Origin of the sequence: Brevundimonas sp. BAL450, from assembly GCF_015767455.1 — a bacterium.
Lineage (GTDB): Bacteria > Pseudomonadota > Alphaproteobacteria > Caulobacterales > Caulobacteraceae > Brevundimonas > Brevundimonas abyssalis.
Genome location: NZ_JADWOW010000052.1, coordinates 189,764 through 211,892, shown reverse-complemented (window position 1 = coordinate 211,892; position 22,129 = coordinate 189,764). Strand labels below are relative to the sequence as shown.

The following is a 22,129-nucleotide window of genomic DNA, read 5'->3' as shown; positions in this document are numbered from 1 at the left end:
GGTTCAAAAAACACAAACAGCCGTGCGTGGTCTCGCTTCCCTCTCAGGAAACGGAACCGCGCCCGTCGAAGGCTCCCGCTGGCCCGCTCTCAGTCGCAGCGTCGGGCCGGTCCGAAGACCCGGCCTGACGCCAGTCCTGGGGTCGGAGCGGTCGAAATCCCGCCAGTCGCCCGACCTCCTGGGTCCAGCGATCAGCCCGCCCGCCCGCAAGCAGGACGCTATGTATCGCATTTTCCAGCCCCAGGGCCAAACCCAAATCTTCGACCGTGAAGGCGCCGCAGACTTCCGGGGGCCTGGGCTGGCGCGCGGCCAGGGCCAGAATCTTGCCGCGGCCGTCCGCCGCGCCGTCCGACGCCTCGATCACCCAGGCGGCCTGGCCGCCCCGGATCGCCGCCGCAGACTTCTCGAAGCCCGAGATAAGCGCGCCTTCGCGCCGCGCAAGACCCAGCTGGTCCAGACAGCGCCGCACCAGCAGCCGTTCGATCTGGTCGGCCAGGTCGGGCGCGGCCTTGAGGGGCGCCTTGGCGGCCCGGGCGAACAGGCCCTTGGCGGCGGCGGTGGAGACCGAAGCGCGGTCCGCCGCCACCCACAGGCCCCGGCCCGGCAGCTTGCGCGCCAGGTCGGGCACCACCGCGCCGTCCGGCCCGGCCACGAAGCGGATCAGGCGTGATTCATCCATGACCTCGCGGGTGACGAGGTCGCGGCGTTCACGCTCCGATGTGGCTGCGGCGAGACCCATGGACGGCTGCGGCTCCCATCACGCGTCGCGGGGTTGTTCGGGGTCTTCGGCGAAGACCTCCGCGTCGCCCTCGGCCGGCTCGGCCTGTTCGACACCCTCGTCGCCCTCGGCTTCGCCAGCGTCGTCGGCCTCGCCCACGGGAGCCTGGCTTTCGCCGCCGAACACGGCCTCGGCCTCGTCATAGGCTTCTTCCTCGTCGGCCTCGGGCTCCGGCTCGGGCTGGGGCAGCTCGGAGGCGTCGATCCAGCCGGCGGCCACGCGGGCCTGCAGGATCAGCATTTCGGCGTCTTCCTGCGGCAGGCTGAAGCTTTCCAGCACGCCCGGCACGCGCACGCGCTCGCCGTTCTTCACCTCGAAGCCGCCGCGGATCTCGTCGGTGGCCAGATCGGCCAGATCCTCGACCGTCTTGACGCCGCCTTCGCCCAGGGCGACGGCGATGGGCAGGGTCACGCCGGGGACTTCCAGCACGCCGTCCTCGACGCCAAGCTCCTTGCGCTTGTTGTCCAGCTCCGCAGCCTGGCGGCTCAGGTAATCGTTGGCGCGGGCCTGCAGCTCCTCGGCGGTCTCCTCGTCGAAGCCCTCGATGTCGGAGATTTCGTAGGCCTCCACGAAGGCCACGTCCTCGACGGTGGCGAAGCCTTCGGTGACCAGCAGCTGGGCGATGACCTCGTCCACGTCCAGGGCGTCCTGGAACAGCTGGGTGCGTTCGGCGAACTCGCGCTGGCGGCGTTCGGAGTCCTGGCTCTCGGTGATGATGTCGATCTGCCAGCCGGTCAGCTGGGAGGCCAGACGCACGTTCTGGCCGCGACGGCCGATGGCCAGCGACAGCTGCTCGTCGGGCACGACCACTTCCACGCGGCCGGCTTCCTCGTCGAGGACCACCTTGGCCACTTCAGCGGGGGCCAGGGCGTTGACGATGAAGGTGGGCTCGTCGGGGTTCCACTGGATGATGTCGATCTTCTCGCCCTGCAGCTCGGCGACCACGGCCTGCACGCGCGAGCCGCGCATGCCGACGCAGGCGCCGACGGGGTCGATGGAGCTGTCGTTGGAGAGCACGGCCATCTTGGCGCGCGAGCCGGAGTCGCGGGCGGCGGCGCGGATCTCGATGACGCCGTCGTAGACCTCTGGCACTTCCTGGGCGAACAGCTTGGCCATGAAGCCCGGATGGGCGCGGCTCAGCATGATCTGCGGGCCCTTCACCTCGGGGCGCACGTCATAGATGTAGGTGCGGATGCGGTCGCCGATGTTGAACACCTCGCGCGGGATGGACTGGTCGCGGCGCATGACGCCCTCGCCCCGGCCCAGATCGACGATGGTGTTGCCGTATTCCACGCGCTTGACCGTGCCGTTGACGATCTCGCCCACGCGGTCCTTGAACTCTTCGTACTGGTTGGCGCGCTCGGCCTCGCGGACCTTGCCCATGACCACCTGGCGGGCCATCTGGGTCTGCACCCGGCCGAAGTCGAAGGGCGGCAGCTCCTCGACATATTCCTTGCCCACCTCGGCCTCGGGGTCGCGCTTCTGCGCGTCCGTCAGGCGGACCATGGCGGAGTCGTTGAACTCCTCCAGCTCGTCCTCGGGCTGCCAGTCGTCCTCGACCACGGTCACGTGACGGGTCAGGGCCAGTTCACCGGTCTTGGGATCGATCTTGGCGCGGATATCGTGGTGCGCCCCGTAGCGCGACTTGGCGCCCTTCTGGATCGCTTCCTCGATCGCCTCGATGACGATCTCCTTGTCGATGTTCTTCTCCATGGCCACGGCGTTGGCGATGGAGAGCAGCTCCATGCGGTTGGCGGAGATTCCGGTGACAGCCATCAGGCTTCGTCCTCTGTTTGGTCAGGTTCGGGTTCGCCGCGAGCGCGGCGGATTTCCTCGCCCCGCTTGAGCAGGGCGTCGGTCAGGATGAGCTTGGCCTCGGACAGCCAGGCGAAGGGCAGAAGGGCGGTGTCGTCCTCGTTCTCGAGATCGACGGCCACCAGGGGATTGGCGCTGTCGGCGTCCTCGACCCCGGCCAGCAGGCCGCGGAAACGACGACGACCCTCGACCATGCGGTCGGTTTCGAGCCGGGCCTCGTGGCCTTCGAACAGCTGGAAGTCGATCAGGCGGGTCAGCGGCCGGTCGATGCCCGGCGAGGAGACCTCAAGCAGGTACTCGCCGGCGATGGGATCGGCGGCGTCCAGCACCTCGCTGATGGCCCGGCTGAGCCGCGCGCATTCCTCGACCGAGATGTCGTGGTCGCTGGGCCGTTCGGCCATGACCTGCAGCCGACGCCGCAGTGTCCCGCCCATCAGGCGCACCCGCACGACGTCCAGCCCCAGCGTTTCCGCGATGGGGTCCAGAAGCTCGATCAGCATGCGGTCTTCGGCCGTCTTCGCCCGCAAGGCCATGCACTCCAATAAAAAAGCGGCGGACCCTGCGGCCGCCGCTCCGAGAAGCGTCGTCCGACGCCCGTCGATAACGATGTGAGCGGCCGTATAGGCCAGTCCCGGGCGGTTGTCACCCCCACCGGCCGGTCCCGAACAGGGGAGTGATGCATCGCCGTCCGCCTGTGCTAGATTTTTCCCGGGAGGCGGCGCGGACGCCGCACAGGGACTGGAGAGCGTGTCATGCGCATGATGATTCTCGCGGCCGTCGGGCTGTCGGCCGTGGCGACCGGGGCGGTGACCCAGGAATGGACGCCGCATCAGGGCGAGGGCCTGAGCGCGGCGGCCCAGGCGCGCTGGCCGTCCGGCGCGATCCTGTTCGCCCGCTGCGATGCGGGCCAGCTGGCCCTGCTGGCGCCGCTGGCCGCGCCGATCGAGGGTGATCTGGTCCGCGTCGAATACGGCTTCGACGGCGCCGATCCGGTCGGGGAGAGCTGGTCCGTCTCGGGCGACGGCCGCACCGTCTTCGCCCGCAACCCGGGCCGCTTCGCCCGGGCCCTGATGGGCGCCTCCAGCCTGTCCCTGCATGTGGCCGGCGACAGCGGGCCGAGCCAGAGGTTCAATCTCGACCTGTCCGATCAGGCCGAACCCCTGGCGCGGACGCTCACGGCCTGCGGCGAGCGGCTGCAGGACCCCAGCGATGCGCTTCCGTTGATCACCAACCCCCAATGGGCCCAGCGCCCCAACGCGGCGATCATCCGCAATCTCTATCCGCTCGAGGCCGCCGCCGCGGGGCAGAGCGGTGTGGCGCACGCCGCCTGCGTCGCCCGCTGGGATGGGGTGCTGGAGGACTGCCGGCTGCTGTCCGAAACGCCCCGGGCCCTGGGCTTCGGCGAGGCCACCCTGGGCGCCGCCCGTCATCACCGGCTCGAGCCGGTCGCCCCCCAGGGATCGGACCCCCGGCGCGGCCTGGTGCACCTGTCGATCCGCTGGCAGGTGGGCTGACCACGAAGAAAGCAGATGCGCGTCCGGCTCTGTTCCGCTAGAGGAACCGCCGGACGCGGGCGTGGCGGAATTGGCAGACGCGCCGGACTCAAAAAGCGGTTTCTCTACCCTGCGGCAGCCTGCCGCACGTGGTTCGGTTTTCCGCCGACGGCACGAGGGTGTGGGGACACTGCTCTGTGGCTGTCCGAAGGCGGTTGAAACAATTCTAGGTGCGCTATAGGAGCAGAGCGCGCTAACGCCTGTGCGGGTGTGGTGGAATTGGTAGACGCGCTGGACTCAAAATCCAGTTCCGAGAGGAGTGCCGGTTCGACCCCGGCCACCCGCACCATCGCTACTTCGGCAGACCGCCCGCCTGGCAGTTCAACCATTGTGGTGGGGTACCAATGCCGACTCGCCGAAAGGTCACCAAGACCGATCTGGATCAGTCGGTCATCCTGCTCCTTGGGTTCCTTGAACGAAACCGAGGCGAGGGAATTTTCAAATACCCTTTCGGATATTCCTACCCGAAAAACTGCTGCGAGAGCGTAGCTTTGATCCTCACTTACCTGCTTGAGGAGAAATACCGACTCGACAATGTTCGCATCATCAGGGGATCGAAACCCTGTGGTTACGAGCATCATTTTTGGGTCATGGCTGGCGACTGGATCTATGATCTTACCGCGCAACAGTTTGCTGGTCAGCAGCCAATCGTAGGCGTTCTCTCCCATCCCTTTCTATTGGACGAATTTCCTGAGTGGGCCCTGGCGACGGATCGAAGCTTCGTTGAGCGAGATGAGGTAATCTCGTTGTTTCGATACGGCATCATCCCGTTCTAGTTTACCATGCCGATGGACCGGACGGGTCGCATTGGATCCCACATCAAGGCAGCTAGCCGGTCGGGAGTGTGCTTATCGGGAAGGGATGGCCGTGATCCGGATGACGAGCCTCTTGCTGGTTGAAGAACGCCTGCTCGAAGCAGACTATTTCGCTGGTCGCCTCGCTCGACAAAAGGACAGCGCGCGCTACGGCTACGAACTGAACGCGTTCCTCTCCGCTGCGCGAAGTGTCACGTTCCTGCTTCAAAAGGAATTCTCGAAGGTAGAAGGGTTCCAGGCTTGGTGGGCTGGCCAGCGCGACCTGTTGGCAAAGGACCCCGCCGCAAGGTTCTTCCTGGAGCTTAGAAACTTTTCCCAGAAGCAAGGTCGCGTCTCGGTCATCGGCGGCGGTATGCGGCGGGCGGGTCGGACGCACTGGACTTGGCGTTTTGCCGGGACGGTCGATCCCGTCCCGCCCAATCTGCTCCATCGCGATGTCGTGGACTGCTGTCGGGAACATCTGGCGAAACTGGCGACGATCGTCTTGAGGTGCGTGGAAGCATTTCCTTGGCATGCCTGTCCGACATTGGCCCTGACGCCCGAAGGCGTCGATGCGCTCGGCATCTCTCCGGACGAGATCGACGAAGCATTGGGCCTGCCGCGCGGTTGGACAGAGATCAGCTCGTTGACACCCGACGAACGAATTCGGCTCTTGCGGGATCAAGTCGATGGGCTCGATCTTGGGGCGCTGCGAAAACTCGCAAACTGGAAGCCCCGGCCATCGACGATCGAAGGCGGCGCCAGCGCTGTTCTGGGTGATAAACTTCTGGTGACGCTGGTGGAGCGATTAGAAAACCACGGGACTGATCTTGGCACCGACGCCGGTTCTGCGAAGCTTAGTCGCCCAGATCGTCGCGCATGACCCACAGCCTTGGTCCCGACCGCACCGGCAAGACCACGTCGGAATTTACGCTGGCGGGTGGGTTCGCCCGCCGGGGACGGCGCAAGCCCCTATTCTGTCTCTACTGCGGCCGCCCAGCGGACACCTATGACCATGTCCCGCCCAAAGTGCTGCTGGAGACGCCCTATCCGCCGAACCTCAGGATGGTTCCGGCCTGCCAGCCGTGCAACGGGGGCTGGTCGTCCGACGAGGACTATGTAGTCACCGTACTCGCCTACATAGGAGCGACCTCACGGCTACAGGCAAAGGCAATGGAGGGCGGCAAAGTAGATCGGTCTCTTGTCGGCGCTCCCCTGTTTGAGGATCGCTTGATCCGGTCGCTCTCGGTGACTTCGGATGGAGAAGTGGCAATCAGCGTGGAAATGGACCGGATCGCGACCGTTACCGAAAAAATCGTCATGGGGCTGCACGCCTTGAGGTACGGTCGCGGTCCTGAGCCCGAGGCTTTCTCGTGCATTGCTGTCGTTGGCCCCGGAAGGGAGCCGCCTCCGGCGCTTCGGGCCGCCCTAGGGAATTGGCCGGGCATGAAGCCCAAGCGCTGGACGACGGTTCAGGCTGGCGTCTTCGGTTTCGTGTTCGTGAGAGCCCCGAGCGGCGACGCACCTCTCTGGTGCGTCATCAACCTGCACGAGACCCTAGTCGTCGTCGTTCGGTGCCCAGCCCCGGTTGTCCGCACGGGCGGCCGGCTTGCGAGCCCGCCATGGTGAGGGCACGCGCACCGAGACGACGGGGGCCGGTCGCTGCGAAGTTGCGGCCCGCATCGACCATGGCCAGTATTCAAGCCGCCCTCGGTCGCCTGGAACACGCGATCGCGGCTGGCCACCATCAAACTCGTTGCCTTCGTCGGTGGAGTGAGTTCATCCGCGAGCGGGATGACCATCGTTGCGTCGACTGTCATTCGACCGAGAATCTTTCCGCCCACCACATTTGCCGCAAGACCTTCCTGCCCGAGGCTGCTCTTGAGACCGGGAACGGCATCACCCTTTGCCGTGACTGTCATCGGGAGGTCCACCGGGGCTTCAACGGACGGCCCGACATGCAGGAGCCGATGGACGCCCAAGGCGGCGAAAAGCTGCCGGCCATGGAACGGCTCTACTGCATCCTCGATCAGGACGCGGTCGAGCGGAACACCTTGGACCCTGCCCTTTACCAGTTGAGCGATACCGTTCTCGGTCGCTTCAAGCGTCTTCAGGGCTTCGCCTCAAACACCGATTTCCCGGGACCTCCAGTTCGCCAAGCGTATCTGATCTGGGCCCAAGCCAGCCCCGGGGTGCGGGAGGCCGTAGCCAGAGCCAACGGGCTGACGCTGCCCAAGGAGCCGCTCCTGCCTGGCGATATTTATGTCGAGCGTATAGACGAAGAGGGCGAGCGTACTGGTGGCACGATCCTGCAAAACCCGCGCTGGCGATGACAGGGTTACCGGCGTTCTGTGCCGACAACGGCACGTTGAAAGAAGGTGATTGTTTACCGATCCTTCTCACTCCACAGTGCGTGTCGTGGCCAAGCTTGAACGAAGCTTGAGATTACAATCCGTCTCGGACCTGCATGATCGACCAGATTTCCTTCCAAACAGCGGCCAGGACCGTCGATCACCTCGGGCGTGAGCAGATCGCGGACACGCCGACCGCCGTCTCCGAGCTTTGGAAGAACGCGTACGACGCTTATGCGCGGGACGTAGAACTCAACATCTACGACGGCGAGACTCCCGTCGCATCGATCCTCGACAATGGCCACGGGATGAATAAGGCCGAGTTCGTCGGTCGATGGTTGGTCGTCGGGACCGAGTCTAAGGCTACTGGTACCGCAACACGGCTGGAGGACAGGCACGGGCTCAGGGAACGTCCTCGTCAAGGGCAGAAGGGCATCGGCCGACTTTCGTGCGCCAACCTCGGGCCAATCCTGCTCTTCACTTTCGAAGCGATCCAGCGGTGATTTCGTCGCTTCCCTGATCGACTGGCGACTGTTCGAAAATCCCTTTCTTACGCTTTCCGATATTCGACTTCCGGTCGTTGAATTCGCCAAGCGTGGTGATCTCCTGCCGCTCCTTCCAGGGCTCGCGACGCAGCTTCTCGAAAACTTGAATGGCGGCGCGGACGCGGACCATCGGGCGAGGGTGGTCGAGGCTTGGAAGTCGTTCGACGCGCTTTACGTCGAAGAGGCCCGACTGCAGACCGCTTCACGCGTCGAAGCGCCTTCGAAGTCCATCATTGACGCCCTCAAGAGACTCCCATTTGAGGAACGTCACCTTTCCCGGTGGGAGGTTTGGTCGGGCGCCAGCCCGCACGGAACGGCGCTGCTTGTTTCAGGCCTGAACTTCGATCTCCGGGTGCAGGTTGCGGATCGCGTGCTGGACTCAGCGGCCCGGGGCGCGAAGGATCGACTTTACGAGACACTGTCCGGCTTCGTAGATCCTTTTGCGGACCCGGAGCACCCCGAACTCAACGCCGTCAAACCTGAGTTCAGCTATGCCGTGAGAACTTGGCGAGGTGATCGCGACTCTTTCGTGTTGGGAACGGAGAAGCACTTCGATCGAAAGACGATCGAACCACTTGAGCACCATATCGAAGGGCGTATCGACAGCGACGGTATATTCAGGGGGCGCGTGAAAGCCTTCGGCGAGTGGCTTGGGGACGCCTGCGTCATCGAGCCGCCAGCAGACCTGTCAATCGGAACGCGAGCGGACACCTTGGTCGGCCCTTTCGATCTGTTCATCGCTTCAATGGAATTCACCAGCGCGAACACGACGCACGCGCCAGCTCAGTTCCAACTTTTCCGTGACTTGGCGGAGAGGTCGGCGGGCTTCTTGATGTACCGCGATGGCCTGAGGGTGATGCCCTACGGTCGTCCCGACAATGACTTCTTCGAAATCGAATCCCGCAGGTCACGAAGCGCAGGTCGGGAGTTCTGGAATCACCGTCAGATGTTCGGACGCTTGGCGATCAGCCGCGCGCGCAATCCCAACCTGAAGGACAAGGCCGGCCGCGAAGGTCTGCTGGATAACCGGGCGGCCAAGACGCTTAAGGAAATTGTGTCAAATATCCTGATGGTGTCCGCCCGTCGCTATTTCGGGTCGGCGTCGGAAATCCGGAAGGACTTACTCCCCGAAATTCGGGACGTGAACGCTCGCCAGAAGGCCGCCGAGGCTAGGGAAAAGCTCCGAAAGAAGCACCACGCAGCGTTCCGGACGAAGCTCCTGCAGTCCGTGAAGGAGGCTCCGGTTCTGGGCGCGGACGTTCACCGTTTCGCGGTGAACCTGAATCTCGACCGCGAACAGAGCGTCATCAACGCCCAAGCCGCTCTAGAAACCTTCCAGAATCGGTTCCTAAAGCTTCAGCTGGTCGAAGCGCCTCGCCCCTTGGGTTCGCTGGAGGACAGCTATAAGCGCTATCGCGAGGAAATGGGCGTCATTCACGCTGAGCTAACGGTGCTTGCGGACCGCCTCCAAGACTACCTGGCGAGCGTCAAGTTGGACGAGCCGGAACTGGTGCTGAAACGCCAGATCGACAGAAACTACCTGTTGGTGAAGGAGAGAATCGATGTCTGGCAGTCCGAAATCAAATCCCTTCAAACGGCGGAGCATAACCGCATCGGGGAGATCATCGCTCGGCGCAGGGGCGCATTCTCGGAACTCGCATCGCCGCTGTTGCACCGCCTGAAAACTGGCGACCTATCGCTCGCAGAGGCGACGGATTTCGTCGAGAAGCTGAAAACTAGGCTCGATCGCGAGAACTCGGAGATTCTCGTCCCCTACATTGGTGCATTGGAGAGCCTGCGGGACAGCATCGACCTTCACAACCTAGCGACCGCCGGCATAGAAGAACTGTCCGAACTGCGTGTCGAGCTAGATAGACTCAACAGCTTGGCTCAATTGGGGATTGCAGTTGAAATCGTCGGCCACGAACTACAGGCGTTCGACGAAATCATCGCGACCGGACTGAGGAACCTGCCCGAGGAAATCCGCACCTCCCGCGCGGCGAAAGACATAGAGTTTGGGCACGAAGGCCTGACCGACCAGCTGCGGTTCCTATCGCCCCTCCGTCTTGCTGGACAACGAGTGGACCGCTGGATCAGCGGCGCGGAAATTCGCGACTACATCTCCGAGTTCTTCAGCCTCACGCTTACGCGCAACAAAATCCGGTTGGTATCGACTGACGCATTTTCGGCGTTCCGGGTTTTCGACCAGCAGTCCAGGTTGTTCCCGGTGTTCATCAACCTCGTGAATAACGCCATTTACTGGGCATCCCTTGGCTCTGAAGAGAGCAGCAGGGAAATTTTACTGAGCGTCGTCGATGGACGGATCGTGGTGTCAGAGAGCGGACCCGGCGTCACTCCGGAGGATGTCCAACACCTTTTCAGTCTCTTCTTCACCAAACGTGCCCGAGGCGGCCGGGGTGTCGGGCTATATCTCAGCCGGGCCAACTTGGCCGCTGGCGGGCACCGGATTTCCTATGCCACCGATGCCCACTTCAAAGTCCTTCAAGGGGCGAATTTCGTGATCGAGCTTCGTGGGGCCGAATTCGCATGAGGACTAGCGAATATCAGGGGTTCATCCGCAAAGCATTCGTGGACCCTCTGCGTTCAGTGCTGATTATAGACGACGACTATCCAACCTATGAGGAGGTCTTGGCCCCTCCAAATGCGGCTGAAAAGGCGGTGGCGGCGGCGGCTGGGCTGTCAAAGAAATGGGAAACGCAGCCCGAGAAAATCCGCAAAGTTCTGAAGCGGTTTCGGCGATCGACGCCTCCACTTATCGTAGACATCCATGACGGCTCGAACGTGAAGGCGGAGGGCGACAATGAAGTCGTCCTCCATCTGCATCAGTCGGACCTGCTCGTACTCGACTATGAGCTGGACAAGACTGCAAAGGGCGACGGCACGAAGGCGATCGAGATAGTTCGCAACGTGCTGAAGAACCAGCAGTTCAACCTCGTGGTGCTCCACACCAGCGAGACGCTCGGGAGTGTGTTTGAGGAAATTCGGGCGGGCCTTCTTCACCCCCTCCCGGGCTTGATGACGCCTGACGTTGAAGCCGCCGTCCTAGAAAAGATCAGCCTCGCTGAAGTCGACACTCCCGATATTCTGGATCAGCTTAGCAGGACGCTGACCGAAGCTCATTACCTCTACTTCCGGCTCGGCGGAGGCGCGTGGCCGCTGAAAGAAAGACTGGAGCGTCCCCCAGTCGAGCCGTTTGAGAACTTGGCGACGCAGGCGGGGTTCATCGACCCAGGACACGTAGCCGAGCTCGCGCGATACATCTTCAAGCAGCGAGAAAACGAACTCCTGCCTAAGATGTTCGACACGCGCCTGCCGAACATGGAGTGGTCCCTAGGGGAGCGCCCGTGGATACGAACTGATACGGGGTTCATTGCCTTCTCGGCTAAGCAGCAGGAGGAGGATCTGATAGAAGAACTCGTGCTTGCCTTAGCCGACTGGGGACCTCCCCCCTCTCGTCTTTTTCTGGCCAAGCTGCGCGCCAAGATGGATCAGGCTGGCGTGCTTGCCGAAACGAAGGCCCTAGGGAACAAGGACGTTCTGGCGCACTGGTACAAGCGTCTTCTCGACGCGGAGGAACACGAGCGGGCGTTTCTGATCGGGGAGGCCGTCGGTCGCCATTCCGATCTTCTAATGGCTGACCTATTGCCCAGCGTCACCAAATTCGCTGCCCAAATGATCAAAGCAGACGCGAAATCGAAACGAGCCAACGCGTTGTGCCGCGAATATTTCGACGTAGACCTGAGCAACAACGCTGCAGTGGTAAAAGCACGCGCGGAGCACAACGCCTTCGTTTGCAGCAAGGCGGTCGAGGGCAATCATCTGGCCACCGGCCATGTCTTTGAGGCGGAAAACCGCCTTTGGGTCTGCCTCACTCCCCTTTGTGATCTCGTACCGCGTGACCGTAAGGATCGCTTCGGGAAGATTGGCGACCGGATGCCCTTCGTCGCAGTCCGGCTAGAAGAGGTCGTCGGACGTACTCCCAAAAGAATCCAGTCGAACCGGTTCGTGGCCCTGAAACTTGATGGGGAGGTGCGGTTCTTCTGCATCGGGAACGAGAGCGACGAGTCATCCACGCCCCACTGGTTCAACCTGTTTGCATTCGATGGCGGCAGGTTCACTGGGAGTCGCAGATTTCGATATCAGCGCGTTGAGATGAACGCTAAGCAAGAGCTCGTAGCGAAGGTCCATAGGGCAAAGCTGGTGTCCCAGCTGCGCTACGAGTACGCACTGAACTTCATGCATAAGCTCGGATCATCGATGACTCGGGTCGGGTTAGACTTCGCCGGATGAGCAAGCGGTTTGTCATGCAGGCTGAAGCGCAAATAGTCTCGAACTAATGCGTCTCTAGTTCGAGGCCCGCTCCCGCGCCTTCGCCGCCTGGATCGCTGCGGCGATCGGCTTTAGCAGCACTACCGCCAGATCGACAGGAACCGCATTGCCGATTTGCTGACCGGCGGCCGTCAATCCACCGACGAAGGTGTAGTTTTCTGGAAAAGTCTGAATGCGCGCCGCTTGTCGTGCCGTGATCCCATGGTTTTCGGTCGGATGGACGAAGCGCCCCTTGGACGGGTTGATGCAGGCGGTCGTCATAGTCGGAGCTGGCTTGGCGGGATTGATGCGGCCGTAGACATCCTTATGCCCACTATGCGCTGTGTGGCACGGCAGCACCCGGTTGGACTGCGACCGACTTCCGCCGTTTGCGGGCGTAGACTCGAAAACGCTGGTCAGTGCAGGGCCCGACTTCATGTGAATGTCTAGGGCATCGCCTTTGTCTGCTGGAGCGAACGCATCTTTGCAGTCGCGCCATGGCAGCCGGCCGTTGCGGAGGGCGTCGGGCGTGGTGGGCGCGCAGTGCGTCGGAGCGGGGGGCCAGGAGAGCGTCAATGGACGCCCTCGGTCGATGCCCAAAATAAAAACCCGCTTGCGCGACTGAGGCACTCCATAGTCGGCAGCGTTCAGGACGACTGGCGGCTGGACGGCGTAGTCAGCCTTTTCCGCGAGGTCGAGAAATCCTTGTAGGAAGTCGCGATGCCGGGACCAAGTAAGTCCGGGAACGTTCTCCACAAGGAACACTCGGGGGCGAACTTCCCCGACGTACTCGAAATAGCGGGCGAGCAACTCGTTGCGGGGGTCGCCGACTCCGGCATCCTTGATGCGGTGTGTCGAGAAGCCCTGACACGGCGGCCCACCAATGATGAGATCGCACCCACCTGGGTCCAGTTTCCAACGCGTCAGCGCTGTTGCCGGAGAAACTGTCCGAATGTCCTCGTCGATAACCTCGACCGCCGCCCCGTCCGGCCGCTGGATATTAGCTCGGTATGTCGCCGCCGCGTGTTTGTTGAACTCCAGCGCACCGCCGATAGATATTCCAGCGCCGACGGCGCCAGCGGAAAATCCTCCGGCACCAGCGAACAAATCAATGGCTACTATTTCAGGGAGGATGACCGAGGCAGTGCCATCCGGTCGATCAATCTCCAAATCCGGCAGGTAACCTGACGGCGCTGAGCTGTCTCCAGCGTACATTCGCCCTCCGCCCCGAATCGATTGGCTCGATTAGACACACACGTCGGCGATTGCAACCAGTGAGGAAATGTCACCTTGGATTCGCAGCGCTGGCGATTGAGGACATCGATCGAAGCTAAATGACTGGTTGATCGAAAAGAGACGCAGGAGATCAGCGCAAGAGCGAGGAAGGATCACTGCTCTCGGGCAGGAGCGTCCAAGCCTCAAGGTCGTGGCGAGTATAAAGGACTGTACCGCCTGCTCGGCGGAACGCTGGCCCGGAGCCCCGGCTGCGATGTTTCTCAAGCGTCCTGGGAGAGATGCGCAGGAGCGCCGCGGCCTCGGGTGTCCGCAGGAAGTGAATTTGCTCTGAAAGGCGATCGGACACGGGCTGGCGCTCCTGCACCCACAACCTGCATCAACGCCAGAAATCCTGAGACCCGCGCCTCTCCCACCGCAAGATTCCGGACCGGAGTTGAACTGACCGCAGTGGCTGGCGATCTCCCCAATCGGAGTTTGTCAGACAATGCTGGCGCAAAGCCTATCCTGCCCTAGACCCTCACCAACGTTCAGGAGCGGGTAGTCGCGCGGCCATCGACCGCCCGGCACAGCTGCACGAGCGCCGCCGCGAGGCGAGCTTCAGCCACCTCTCGGTCGAGGCCTAGATGCTCGACGATCTGGTCCAGGGACATTCCGGTGAAGCGCTTGAGCACGAAAATGTCGCGGCACTCGGGCGGCAGTTCCACGATCGCTCGAACGAGAGCCCGGCGCTCCCGTGCTTTGGGGTCTCGCCCCAAACGCCGCCAGAATCGAAGCGCCCGGTTTCTCACAAGTCCTCCGCTCCTTTCTCCATCCCCATCGCGGCCTCGACCGCGTCCAGAAGCTCGCAGATGACGCCATCAGCAGCATCGGGAGAGAGCGGCAGGTCCGGCGTGACCGAGCCTGCTCGAAGAGCGCCTGAGGCGTACAGCGGCCCGAGGACGGCGGCGAGTTCGGCAATCCCATCCGGCACGCCCCGAAAGCCGACCATTCGGACGCACCTGAGCGCCTTGCTCAGGTCATGGCGAAGGTGGGTCCGGTTCCAGTCGTCGGACAGCCCGCGATGGAGGAGGAAGGCTTTGAGACCGAGTTCGATGGCGATGGCGGAGTGATAAGCTGATCTGGCGCCGACACGATCCTCATCGGTCCAGGCCATGGCGTGGAAGGCGCGGGCGTTACGGGCAAACGCCTGAGCAAGGCACCGGTCCGGTCGTCGGCGGCGAGAACGGTTGATGCTGAGCTTGCTCAGCCTGTCGAGGTCGCGCGCGGCTCTTTTGATGAGCTCGTGCACGATGCGGTTTTCTTCCGAGGGCAGGAGGCGCTCCGCCACCTGCAAGTTGGCCGCGACCTCGCCGAGGTCGCGGCTGGGGGTCTTAGGCAGACCCCGCAGCCATCGGCGCCGGCGTCGATCGATCACACGGAGCCGTGCCTCAAGCTCGGAAAGCCCGCTAGCCCGTTCCTCCTCGGCGCGAGCATCCTCGGATAGCGCAAACCAGCCCGGCTGACGTTCGAGTTGACGGTGGATTGTGGACCACGCGTCCCACTGGCGGCATCGCTCATCGTCAAGCGCCAGCCATCGTCGGTGCCAAGTACCTCCAGCCATGTGTTCATCTCCATGGAGAGGCCGCAGGCGCGCAGCATTCAGGCCAGCGTCAGGGCTTGGCTGCATGACTCGGCGCTCGGAGTGTGTATTAGTCTTTCAGTATCATGCATGACTCCTTTCGTCAAACTAAAAGAGTCGTCTGCGCTACTTTTGGTATCATACCATGCTAACGGCCGCCCAAATTCGTGCCGCCCGGGCCCTAGTCGATTGGAGCGGCCCTCGCCTCGCGTCAGAGGCTGGCGTGTCGCTGCCGACTATCCGCCGCATGGAAAGCGCGCTGGGCCCGGGCCGAAGCTCGGCGGAGAACGTCGCGGCCGTCCAGAGGGTTCTCGAGAGCGCGGGGGTGGTCTTTCTTACTGCCGACTCCCAAGGCGGACCCGGCGTCCGACTAAAGGCCTGACTCCTCAGCATTCCGACGCGTCCCCGTCATGACGGCGGCCGCCTCGGTGACCCGCGTCGATAAGTTCCGCTTCGGCATCGCCCGCGACGGTCAAGCCCTTACATCGTCCTGGCGCGCGGCTGCCCGCAAAAGCGACTTCTATGTCGGCGACAGTCGCCTGATGGCGCACTGCAAGATCAGCTTGCACGCTAGCGGATGGTGCCGGTTCGCGTTCGCTCCGGCTTTGGCCGAGAAGTTCACGCCGGAAGACGGAGTCGCTCCGGATCGCGCCAAAACCAAGTGGAAACGGCCGAGAACACCAGATGCTGGCGTTCTTCATGTGCTGTCCCTGCTATTTCCGACAGACCTGCTGGCTCCGATCGGCCCGATCCCGCCTCAAACGGCGACAAAACGAGTTCACTGGCTGCCTCCGGCACCCCCCGGCCAAGCGCTGGAACTAGGTTTTTTCTATACGCGCGAAGCTCCGGAACGCGCCATGATGCGGTTTCAGGGCGTCGCCATTCCGATTGTCACTACGGACCTGGGCAACGGTGAGCATGTCGTGATTGCGGCGCGCATGGCGCCGTTCAACGTCGCCCCTATCGCCGCCCTGCGGGCACGCCGGTTCCAGTCTCTGAGCCCTACGGTGGACCAATTGTCTCCTGGCGAAAGGCTCGACGATTTGGGCGCTTTTCTGGTCAACGATCCTGACGTTGACGGCCGACTCCAAATCGTAGTGGTCGGAGGCCTTTCATTGGTCCGAAACGAGGAGGCCAAATAGGGCGCGGCAGAGCTCATCGCGCAGCGACGGCGAAGCCCCCCTTGAAGCGACGCCGAAGGTCTGGCCCACTCTCATTTCACGTGAGGCCGCGCGGCCGCCTACCCGTTGCTTCGACTTAACCCCAGTCTCCACATGCCCGTTCTCTCGCGCCAAGCGCTCTACGACCTTGTCTGGAAAGAGCCAGTCCGTACGGTCTCCGCATCGCTCGGCCTTTCGGATACCGGCCTCAAGAAACACTGTGTGGCGGCAAACATCCCGGTTCCCGACCGGGGGTACTGGGCTAAGCTCAACGCAGGCAAGGCCGTTGTGCGCGTCCGGCTGCCCCTCCGGGCTCCCGGAAAGGCGGAGTTCATCCAGATCGGTGCGTCATCCCGATCCTGGCCTTACGACCCTGTGGCGGAGCTTGCCCAACCGCTCCCCGAAGTCCCGAATTTCGACGAATCGCTGGAGCACGTCCATGCGAGAGTTATCAAACAAGTCGGCAAGGTCCTCCGTGTCCGGGATCTCTCGTCGCCAACGGCTGTCGTACGCAAGCTGATCGACGCCGACGCGAAACGGCGCGTCAAATACCAAGCTTCCAGCTTTGGCTGGGACCTTCCGATCTTTGACTCGCCGTTCGAGCAACGCCGGCTGCGAGTGCTGGATGCGCTAGCCGCCGGGTTGTCGCGCCAGAGCGCGAAGATGGATGTCACCGGAAAAGCGGGTCGCGATCTCCGTGTGAAGGTCGGCGATCAATGGCTGCCGTTTAGCTTGGATCATCCAGCGGCCAAGCCGGATCGGTGGGGCGAACATCAGGTCCAGGCCGGTCCGGTCGGCCCTCTGAAGTTCGAACTGAAGCCGCGTTGGGACGAGGGCGTGCCCTGCCGGGTGTGGGCTGACGAAGAGGGCAGGAAGCTCGAAGATCAACTGACTGAGATTGTCGCCGCCGTCCTGCTCACCGGCGAAGCCGAATATCGCAACCTCGCGCGGGCCGAACACGCTTGGGCGATCCAACGACGCGCCCAGAACGAAGCTGAGATCATCAAGCGGCGCGCTGAAGCAGAACAGCGGGAGCGGGAGCGTCTGGAGCGCGAGGCCAAGGAGCGCAGGGAACTGCTATTCTCGCAGGCGCACGCCTGGCGCACCGCAATGGATATAAGAAGCTTTGTCGGTGCGGCTCTGGAGCAGGGTGCGTTGGAAGGCTCCGGTTCGCTCAACGAGTGGAGCGATTGGGCGTTAAGCGAAGCCGATCTTTTGGACCCCGTTAAGCAGGGAGTGCTTCTCGTCCCGGGTGATTTAACGCGTTAAATTGGTCGACGAGAATTTGCGGCGAAAAATCTCAATGATGCATTTTCCTAACGCCGAATCGGTTTGCGATTAAATGAGCAAAGCGCCGTAGCGTGGGATTTGACGACGTTCGTAGAGCGATCTTTGAGCTAGCTTTTAAATAGCCAATCGCTGCGTCACACGGATTAGCGATAAAATTGGAGATCGTTGGAAACGATCGCTTTTCCAACGCTGCGATCGTGCAATGCGTTGTGCGCTTAAATGGGCTTACGCCCAGAACGGCAAATAGCGCGCGTAACGACGAGATTCTCCGCCGGTCGCATCGAGCTTTATAAAGCCAGCCTCGATCGTAGCCGCGATAATTTGCGAGACAGTGGCCAACTTGGCTTCTCCCAAGCCAAACCGTTCGCGCAACGTTTGGTTGGTCATCCGCTGCGAGAGAACATATTTTAGCACGCAGTGCTGATAGCAGGCTCGGATGCGGCCCTCGCGATCCATCTCATCAAACGGCTTCTGCCCATAAATCGTTGCGACCGTTCTGCGATGCGCAGCTCTGAAATCAGGCGCCGGAAGTTGATACCGTTCTGCCAGGTCAACGACCCGATCAATGCCGCTACTGCGCTCTTCGCAGATCGACATACGCCGCATGAGGTCTGCCAGACGTTCATTGCGAGACTGATAGCCGTCGATAAATCGCTCGACCGGGACGACGGGCTCGCCGGGGTTCGAAATTTCTAGCCGGTTGGAATACACCTCGATCATCGGGGACATGCCGCTGATCGAAAGGTCTTGGTGCACAAGGGCGTTGGCGATCAGTTCACGAACGGCGTGTTCAGGGAGCAGTTTCACCTTTTCGCGTAGCGCATGCTCAATGACCTCGTTCTGGGGTAATTGAGCCATTACGAAATCGACGAGCCCTTGGAAGCCTACGGCGTAGCCACGCTGTCCAATCTGGTCGATCCGGGTATTTAGCTTCGAGGGTCCATCATAAACGAGGACTCTCGGTGCCTTCCTCGCGAGATCGGGAAACTGATCGAGTCGCTTCGCAAGCAGCAAACCGCCAAGGCGGCGGATCGACAAACCGCTAGGTTCGCGATCAATCAGGCGCTCCTGGACAAGCTTCTCCAGAACGCCTTCCTGCGATGTTGGATAGGGCAGTTTCAGCAGCTCAAAGAAGGTCTGGGTGTCGAGCAGCTCTACGACCTGCGCCGCATCCAATCCGGATAGCGAAGGTTGCTCGACCCAATCCGGTTGGCCCTCAGCGAAGATGGCTCTCAATCGATCGGGGGACATGGGCCGCAGGCTCTCGCCGGAACGCATGAGGTATTTGCCATCGACGTGGTGGGCGGACCCGCGAGGGCGGGGTGGGATAGCGAAGACGACAATCCTTCCATCTTCATGATCGACGACTTCGATCTCCACCCGGAAACCAACAGCCATGAAAAGTTTGTCTGCGGTGTCGACGATGTTGGGAAAGGCCTGACTGCCCACCACCGACCGGGGCTTGGCGTCGGAGACACCCAAGACAAGGTGACCCCCGCCCTCGTTGGCGATAGCGACGCAGTACTCCTTCAACCTCTCAAAGTTGAAGGAGGCCTTGGCTTCCTTGAACTCCAAGGCTTGGTGTTCGGTCGGCTCCTGCCGCCAAAGATCGATCTGCGCCGCCGTGATCGCCATATGCCTCTGATAGCGGAAGTCGCCCGATCGGCAATCTCCTATTGGTTCGCTCAATACAGCCTTCGAAGGTTACCCGCTGTCTGACCATGCCGGCACTGTGCGATCCATGCCTCCAGATCGGGGAGCGCGTAGCGAACCGCCTTCCCGAACTTGTAGAACGCCGGGCCGGTCCCCTTGGCGCGATAGCACTCCAGCGAATGCGGGCTGAGCGCAAGAAATCGCGCGGCCGTTTCTGTGGTCACGAACGGAATCGGCCCTAGATCATCGACCATGACGGCGCGCGAGATGATATCCGGAGAAGGCCAACGGCTTTTAGCCATGAGCGACTCCCGTCGAAGGATTGCGGGTGGACCGCAATTTTCCCGCGCGTCTGAGCGGCCGGTATGCGCCGAAGGCGGTCTTAGGCGGCGGTAGTGAAAGCGCGGGTCTCCTCAGGGATGTCATCTCACGGTCTTGGGTAGGCGTGGCTTGGCTGATGTCCCGACGAAGGTCGGCGACCTGGTCTGCTGCGGCCCGGATCGCTTCGTCCTCAGGATGGACGTAGCGCATGAACATCGCGACGGTCTTATGCGCCGTCAAAGCCATCCCGATCTTGGCGGGCACACCGGAATTAGCGATGTCGGTCGCGGCGCGATGGCGGATGGCGTGGGTGCCATAGTGCCGGACGCCCGCTCTTTGGAGGATGCGCGCCCAGCCGCCGGAATAAGTATGTTCCGGCATGGGCGCCTTTGGGTCGAAGATCGCCGGGATCACGAACGGACTGCCGGTCAGACGCGGAGCTCGATCGAACAACGCGATGGCTTCGCGGGTAAGCGGCTTGGACATGCCGCCTGTTTTGCTGTCGGGCCAGACCACCCGCTTGCGGTCGTAGTCGATCCATTCCCAGCGCAGGCCAAGAATCTCCGAGCGGCGAGCGGCGAAGGCGAATTGGAGCCGAATGGCGAGCAGGATGAAAGGATGCTCAAGTCCCTCTCGCTCGGCTTGGTTCATGTAGGCGAAGAGCCGACGCATTTCGTCGTCGGTGATGAAGGTGGTCCGGGCGCGCTCGGGATACCGCGGCACGTGTCGGCAGGGGTTTGATCCGTCCGGACGGTAGCCCCAGACCTCCGCCATGTTGAATATCTTCCGGAGTAGCGACAGCAGGAGATTGGCCGCTCCGGGGGTGGCCTGCATGGCGCCGATCAGGTGGGCGATGTCAGGTCGGGTGACATCCTGCACCTTCATGGAGCCGATCTTGGGATTGATGTGGCCCCGGATGCGCTGGCGATTGCCGCGGATCGTGCTCGGCCGGTTCCTGGGCTCGGAATATTCCCGCATGAAGCGTTCGCAGAGGTCCTCCACTGTCGGGGAGCGACGGTGTTGCATCCGCTCTCCACCTGGGTCTGCGCCTCTGCGCACATCGGCGAGCCAGTCGCGGGCGACCGCGCGCGCCTGCTCCACGGTCATCTCGCCGAAACGGCCGATGGCCGGCTTGCGCCTGCGCCCTTGGACGGTGGTATGGGCGAGCATAAACACCTTGCCACCGGCTGGCGTGACCTTCAGCAGGAAGCCGGGGGTCAGCGTGTCTCGAATCTCGTAATCCCGGTCTTGCGGCTTGGCCGCTTCAACGAGGGTTTTGGTGAGCTTGGCCTTGGACATCGGACCTCCATTCAGGTCCGTTCCAGGCGCTCGACAGGAGCGGCCAGAAAGCGAACCACATCGTAGAGAAGGCTGCGATCTCGCAAGGCGATGTTCCGGATTGTCTACCCGTAGCAGTCACTTGGCGTAGAATCGGCGGCGATCTCGTAGAGGTTCGTAGACGATTTCCGCTTGCTCAAAATCCGGTTCCGAAAGGAGTGTCGGTTCGACCCCGACCGCCCGCACCATCTATGCCCATAGGGCTTTTGTCAGTTCCGTCCCTGGAACGACCCGCGAACGTCGCGTGATCCTGTGTAAATCCTGTGTAGTGACGTTTCACGCCCTGTTGCGGGTCAGGGTCCGTTCAAGCGCGGTCATGGCGTCGTCAACGTGGGGATTGCTGACGTGGGTGTAGCGAAGCACCATTTGGATCGTCTTGTGGCCGCTGATCTGTTGAACCGTCGCCAGCGGCGCGCCCTGCTCAACCAGTCGGGTGATGGCCGTGTGACGCATGACATGGGGCGTGTAGACCTTCGGGTTGAGGCCAGCCGCGATGACGGCGCGCTGAAACGCCTTGCTGAATTTCACAGTGTGTTCCGATCTTGAACGGCTGTGTCGGGCAGGAAAAATCCATCCTTCCTTGTCGTCGCGCTCTTGCCTGACCTGCCTCAGTGTAGCGAGGAGGCTCGCGGTCAGCGGTTGATGCCGCATCCCCGCCTTTGCGTCCGGGATGAAGAGCCTGCGCGTCGTCCAGTCGATCTGATCGAACCTGGCTGAGGTGATCTCCGAATGTCGCATGGCGGTGTTCAGGCCGAACTCCACGAACAGCCAGAGGTCAGGGTGAGGGTCCAGTATTGCCGCCTGCCGGAGGGCAGCAATCTGATCGTCCTGAAGGGTCACGATCCGCCCTTGGGGCTCGTCCAGTTTCGGGATGCGGCACGGCACCTTCGCCAGGCGCTTCCGACGGACGGCAGTGGTCAACATGTGGCTAAGGGTGGCGAGGTCGCGGTTCACCGTTGCCGGGGATGAGCCCGCGTCCAGACGTGCACGGATGTATCGACCCACATGCTCCTCACTTAGGGTCTCGATGATTCGGTCCCCGAAGTAGGGCTTCAGGCGTTTCTTAATCTGGGGGCGCTTGCTCATCATGTTCTTGCCGTTCGTGTCCTCCATCTCCTGGAGATACCAGTCGGCGAGTTCGCTAAAGCGAAGCTGCGTTTTTCGCCCCGCAGGCAGTGACGAAGTCCCGAAGAGGATGTCGGCCTTCAAGGCTTCGATCCTGGCTTCGCACTTCTTGATCGTCCATCCTTCGCTGGAGAGGCCGAGGACGCGATGGATGCGCTTGCGATGGTGCATGAACTCCACTGTCCATCGCGTATCGCCTCGCAGCTTCTCTGCGACGATCCCA

The 22,129-nt window shown here is 62.2% G+C and carries 22 protein-coding genes and 1 tRNA gene; 11 read left to right on the top strand and 12 right to left on the bottom strand.

The genetic code is table 11. The features are described 5' to 3' along the window. Positions 1-43 precede the first annotated feature (43 nt). The 3 genes from IWC96_RS10050 to rimP are packed head-to-tail and all read right to left on the bottom strand — an operon-like array spanning position 44 to position 3,120. On the bottom strand, positions 44-739 hold the full coding sequence (locus IWC96_RS10050) for an RNA-binding protein (protein WP_021698716.1): 696 nt from the start codon (positions 737-739) through the stop codon (positions 44-46). A gap of 18 nt (positions 740-757) precedes the next feature. Then, positions 758-2,554, bottom strand: coding sequence for a transcription termination factor NusA (gene nusA, locus IWC96_RS10045; protein ID WP_021698715.1), 1,797 nt, complete (start codon positions 2,552-2,554; stop codon positions 758-760). Then, positions 2,554-3,120 carry a ribosome maturation factor RimP gene (gene rimP, locus IWC96_RS10040; protein ID WP_045319454.1) on the bottom strand — a complete coding sequence of 189 codons (567 nt, stop codon included), beginning with the start codon at positions 3,118-3,120 and terminating at the stop codon, positions 2,554-2,556. The genes nusA and rimP overlap by 1 nt, the downstream gene beginning before the upstream one ends. Before the next feature lie 225 nt (positions 3,121-3,345). Between rimP and IWC96_RS10035 the strand changes: the two genes are divergently transcribed. The 7 genes from IWC96_RS10035 to IWC96_RS10005 all read left to right on the top strand — a co-directional run bounded on the left by IWC96_RS10035 (position 3,346) and on the right by IWC96_RS10005 (position 7,794). Then, positions 3,346-4,107, top strand: coding sequence for an energy transducer TonB (locus tag IWC96_RS10035; RefSeq protein ID WP_021698712.1), 762 nt, complete (start codon positions 3,346-3,348; stop codon positions 4,105-4,107). A 243-nt stretch (positions 4,108-4,350) separates the two neighbouring features. Further along, positions 4,351-4,435 (top strand) — tRNA-Leu (locus IWC96_RS10030). A gap of 55 nt (positions 4,436-4,490) precedes the next feature. Further along, positions 4,491-4,922 carry a hypothetical protein gene (locus IWC96_RS10025; protein ID WP_196838839.1) on the top strand — a complete coding sequence of 144 codons (432 nt, stop codon included), beginning with the start codon at positions 4,491-4,493 and terminating at the stop codon, positions 4,920-4,922. Between the two features lie 91 nt (positions 4,923-5,013). Further along, positions 5,014-5,823, top strand: coding sequence for a hypothetical protein (locus tag IWC96_RS10020; protein WP_196838838.1), 810 nt, complete (start codon positions 5,014-5,016; stop codon positions 5,821-5,823). Then, positions 5,820-6,569 (top strand): hypothetical protein, encoded by a 750-nt coding sequence (locus IWC96_RS10015; protein WP_196838837.1) that lies wholly within the window; start codon positions 5,820-5,822, stop codon positions 6,567-6,569. Before IWC96_RS10020 ends, IWC96_RS10015 begins: the two co-directional genes overlap by 4 nt. A 59-nt stretch (positions 6,570-6,628) precedes the next feature. Then, positions 6,629-7,273, top strand: coding sequence for an HNH endonuclease (locus IWC96_RS10010; RefSeq protein WP_196838836.1), 645 nt, complete (start codon positions 6,629-6,631; stop codon positions 7,271-7,273). Positions 7,274-7,407: 134 nt separating this feature from the next. Continuing rightward, positions 7,408-7,794, top strand: coding sequence for an ATP-binding protein (locus IWC96_RS10005; RefSeq protein WP_196838835.1), 387 nt, complete (start codon positions 7,408-7,410; stop codon positions 7,792-7,794). Here IWC96_RS10005 and IWC96_RS10000 read toward each other — a convergent pair. Then, positions 7,769-7,966: a hypothetical protein gene (locus IWC96_RS10000; protein ID WP_196838834.1), complete on the bottom strand. Its 198-nt coding sequence runs from the start codon at positions 7,964-7,966 to the stop codon at positions 7,769-7,771. The two genes, IWC96_RS10005 and IWC96_RS10000, sit on opposite strands and share 26 nt — an antisense overlap. Positions 7,967-7,975: 9 nt before the next feature. On the opposite strand from IWC96_RS10000, the gene IWC96_RS16235 reads away from it, so the two are divergent. Beyond that, entirely contained in the window at positions 7,976-10,387 is a 2,412-nt protein-coding gene (locus IWC96_RS16235) for an ATP-binding protein (protein WP_196838833.1), read from the top strand. 56 nt (positions 10,388-10,443) lie between these two features. Further along, positions 10,444-12,147: a response regulator receiver domain gene (locus IWC96_RS09990; protein ID WP_196838832.1), complete on the top strand. Its 1,704-nt coding sequence runs from the start codon at positions 10,444-10,446 to the stop codon at positions 12,145-12,147. A gap of 54 nt (positions 12,148-12,201) precedes the next feature. Here the strand turns inward: IWC96_RS09990 and IWC96_RS09985 are convergent, their stop codons facing one another. From IWC96_RS09985 to IWC96_RS09970, 4 genes are all read right to left on the bottom strand, one after another. After that, the gene (locus IWC96_RS09985; RefSeq protein ID WP_196838831.1) at positions 12,202-13,380 is read right to left on the bottom strand and encodes a DNA cytosine methyltransferase; all 1,179 of its coding nucleotides are present in this window, start codon (positions 13,378-13,380) and stop codon (positions 12,202-12,204) included. Between the two features lie 151 nt (positions 13,381-13,531). Then, entirely contained in the window at positions 13,532-13,747 is a 216-nt protein-coding gene (locus tag IWC96_RS09980) for a helix-turn-helix domain-containing protein (protein ID WP_196838830.1), read from the bottom strand. A gap of 181 nt (positions 13,748-13,928) precedes the next feature. Then, positions 13,929-14,189: a sigma factor-like helix-turn-helix DNA-binding protein gene (locus tag IWC96_RS09975; RefSeq protein WP_370541126.1), complete on the bottom strand. Its 261-nt coding sequence runs from the start codon at positions 14,187-14,189 to the stop codon at positions 13,929-13,931. Continuing rightward, positions 14,186-15,001, bottom strand: a complete 816-nt coding sequence (locus tag IWC96_RS09970; protein WP_196838828.1) for a hypothetical protein — start codon at positions 14,999-15,001, stop codon at positions 14,186-14,188. The genes IWC96_RS09975 and IWC96_RS09970 overlap by 4 nt, the downstream gene beginning before the upstream one ends. Before the next feature lie 428 nt (positions 15,002-15,429). Here IWC96_RS09970 and IWC96_RS09965 point away from each other — a divergent pair, with 428 nt between their 5' ends. Next, complete coding sequence (locus IWC96_RS09965) at positions 15,430-16,161, top strand: hypothetical protein (protein WP_196838827.1); 732 nt, start codon at positions 15,430-15,432, stop codon at positions 16,159-16,161. A 132-nt stretch (positions 16,162-16,293) separates the two neighbouring features. Next, on the top strand, positions 16,294-17,448 hold the full coding sequence (locus IWC96_RS09960) for a hypothetical protein (RefSeq protein WP_196838826.1): 1,155 nt from the start codon (positions 16,294-16,296) through the stop codon (positions 17,446-17,448). A 246-nt stretch (positions 17,449-17,694) separates the two neighbouring features. Here IWC96_RS09960 and IWC96_RS09955 read toward each other — a convergent pair whose 3' ends face one another. The 4 genes from IWC96_RS09955 to IWC96_RS09940 all read right to left on the bottom strand — a co-directional run bounded on the left by IWC96_RS09955 (position 17,695) and on the right by IWC96_RS09940 (position 22,077). Next, positions 17,695-19,104, bottom strand: a complete 1,410-nt coding sequence (locus IWC96_RS09955; protein ID WP_196838825.1) for an ATP-binding protein — start codon at positions 19,102-19,104, stop codon at positions 17,695-17,697. 50 nt (positions 19,105-19,154) lie between these two features. Further along, entirely contained in the window at positions 19,155-19,424 is a 270-nt protein-coding gene (locus tag IWC96_RS09950) for an AlpA family transcriptional regulator (protein ID WP_196838824.1), read from the bottom strand. Further along, positions 19,417-20,742, bottom strand: coding sequence for a site-specific integrase (locus IWC96_RS09945; protein ID WP_196838823.1), 1,326 nt, complete (start codon positions 20,740-20,742; stop codon positions 19,417-19,419). The genes IWC96_RS09950 and IWC96_RS09945 overlap by 8 nt, the downstream gene beginning before the upstream one ends. 315 nt (positions 20,743-21,057) lie before the next feature. Beyond that, entirely contained in the window at positions 21,058-22,077 is a 1,020-nt protein-coding gene (locus IWC96_RS09940) for a site-specific integrase (protein ID WP_196838822.1), read from the bottom strand. Positions 22,078-22,129: the final 52 nt, after the last annotated feature.

Excerpts from the sequence above, each read along its gene's own strand:
- IWC96_RS10050 (WP_021698716.1), bottom strand. The coding sequence starts at position 739 with ATGGGTCTCGCCGCAGCCACATCGGAGCGTGAACGCCGCGACCTCGTC.
- nusA (WP_021698715.1), bottom strand. The coding sequence starts at position 2,554 with ATGGCTGTCACCGGAATCTCCGCCAACCGCATGGAGCTGCTCTCCATC.
- IWC96_RS10035 (WP_021698712.1), top strand. The coding sequence starts at position 3,346 with ATGCGCATGATGATTCTCGCGGCCGTCGGGCTGTCGGCCGTGGCGACC.
- IWC96_RS10025 (WP_196838839.1), top strand. The coding sequence starts at position 4,491 with ATGCCGACTCGCCGAAAGGTCACCAAGACCGATCTGGATCAGTCGGTC.
- IWC96_RS10015 (WP_196838837.1), top strand. The coding sequence starts at position 5,820 with ATGACCCACAGCCTTGGTCCCGACCGCACCGGCAAGACCACGTCGGAA.
- IWC96_RS10010 (WP_196838836.1), top strand. The coding sequence starts at position 6,629 with ATGGCCAGTATTCAAGCCGCCCTCGGTCGCCTGGAACACGCGATCGCG.
- IWC96_RS10005 (WP_196838835.1), top strand. The coding sequence starts at position 7,408 with ATGATCGACCAGATTTCCTTCCAAACAGCGGCCAGGACCGTCGATCAC.
- IWC96_RS10000 (WP_196838834.1), bottom strand. The coding sequence starts at position 7,966 with ATGGTCCGCGTCCGCGCCGCCATTCAAGTTTTCGAGAAGCTGCGTCGC.
- IWC96_RS09985 (WP_196838831.1), bottom strand. The coding sequence starts at position 13,380 with ATGTACGCTGGAGACAGCTCAGCGCCGTCAGGTTACCTGCCGGATTTG.
- IWC96_RS09970 (WP_196838828.1), bottom strand. The coding sequence starts at position 15,001 with ATGGCTGGAGGTACTTGGCACCGACGATGGCTGGCGCTTGACGATGAG.
- IWC96_RS09965 (WP_196838827.1), top strand. The coding sequence starts at position 15,430 with ATGACGGCGGCCGCCTCGGTGACCCGCGTCGATAAGTTCCGCTTCGGC.
- IWC96_RS09960 (WP_196838826.1), top strand. The coding sequence starts at position 16,294 with ATGCCCGTTCTCTCGCGCCAAGCGCTCTACGACCTTGTCTGGAAAGAG.
- IWC96_RS09955 (WP_196838825.1), bottom strand. The coding sequence starts at position 19,104 with ATGGCGATCACGGCGGCGCAGATCGATCTTTGGCGGCAGGAGCCGACC.
- IWC96_RS09950 (WP_196838824.1), bottom strand. The coding sequence starts at position 19,424 with ATGGCTAAAAGCCGTTGGCCTTCTCCGGATATCATCTCGCGCGCCGTC.
- IWC96_RS09945 (WP_196838823.1), bottom strand. The coding sequence starts at position 20,742 with ATGTCCAAGGCCAAGCTCACCAAAACCCTCGTTGAAGCGGCCAAGCCG.
- IWC96_RS09940 (WP_196838822.1), bottom strand. The coding sequence starts at position 22,077 with ATGCACCATCGCAAGCGCATCCATCGCGTCCTCGGCCTCTCCAGCGAA.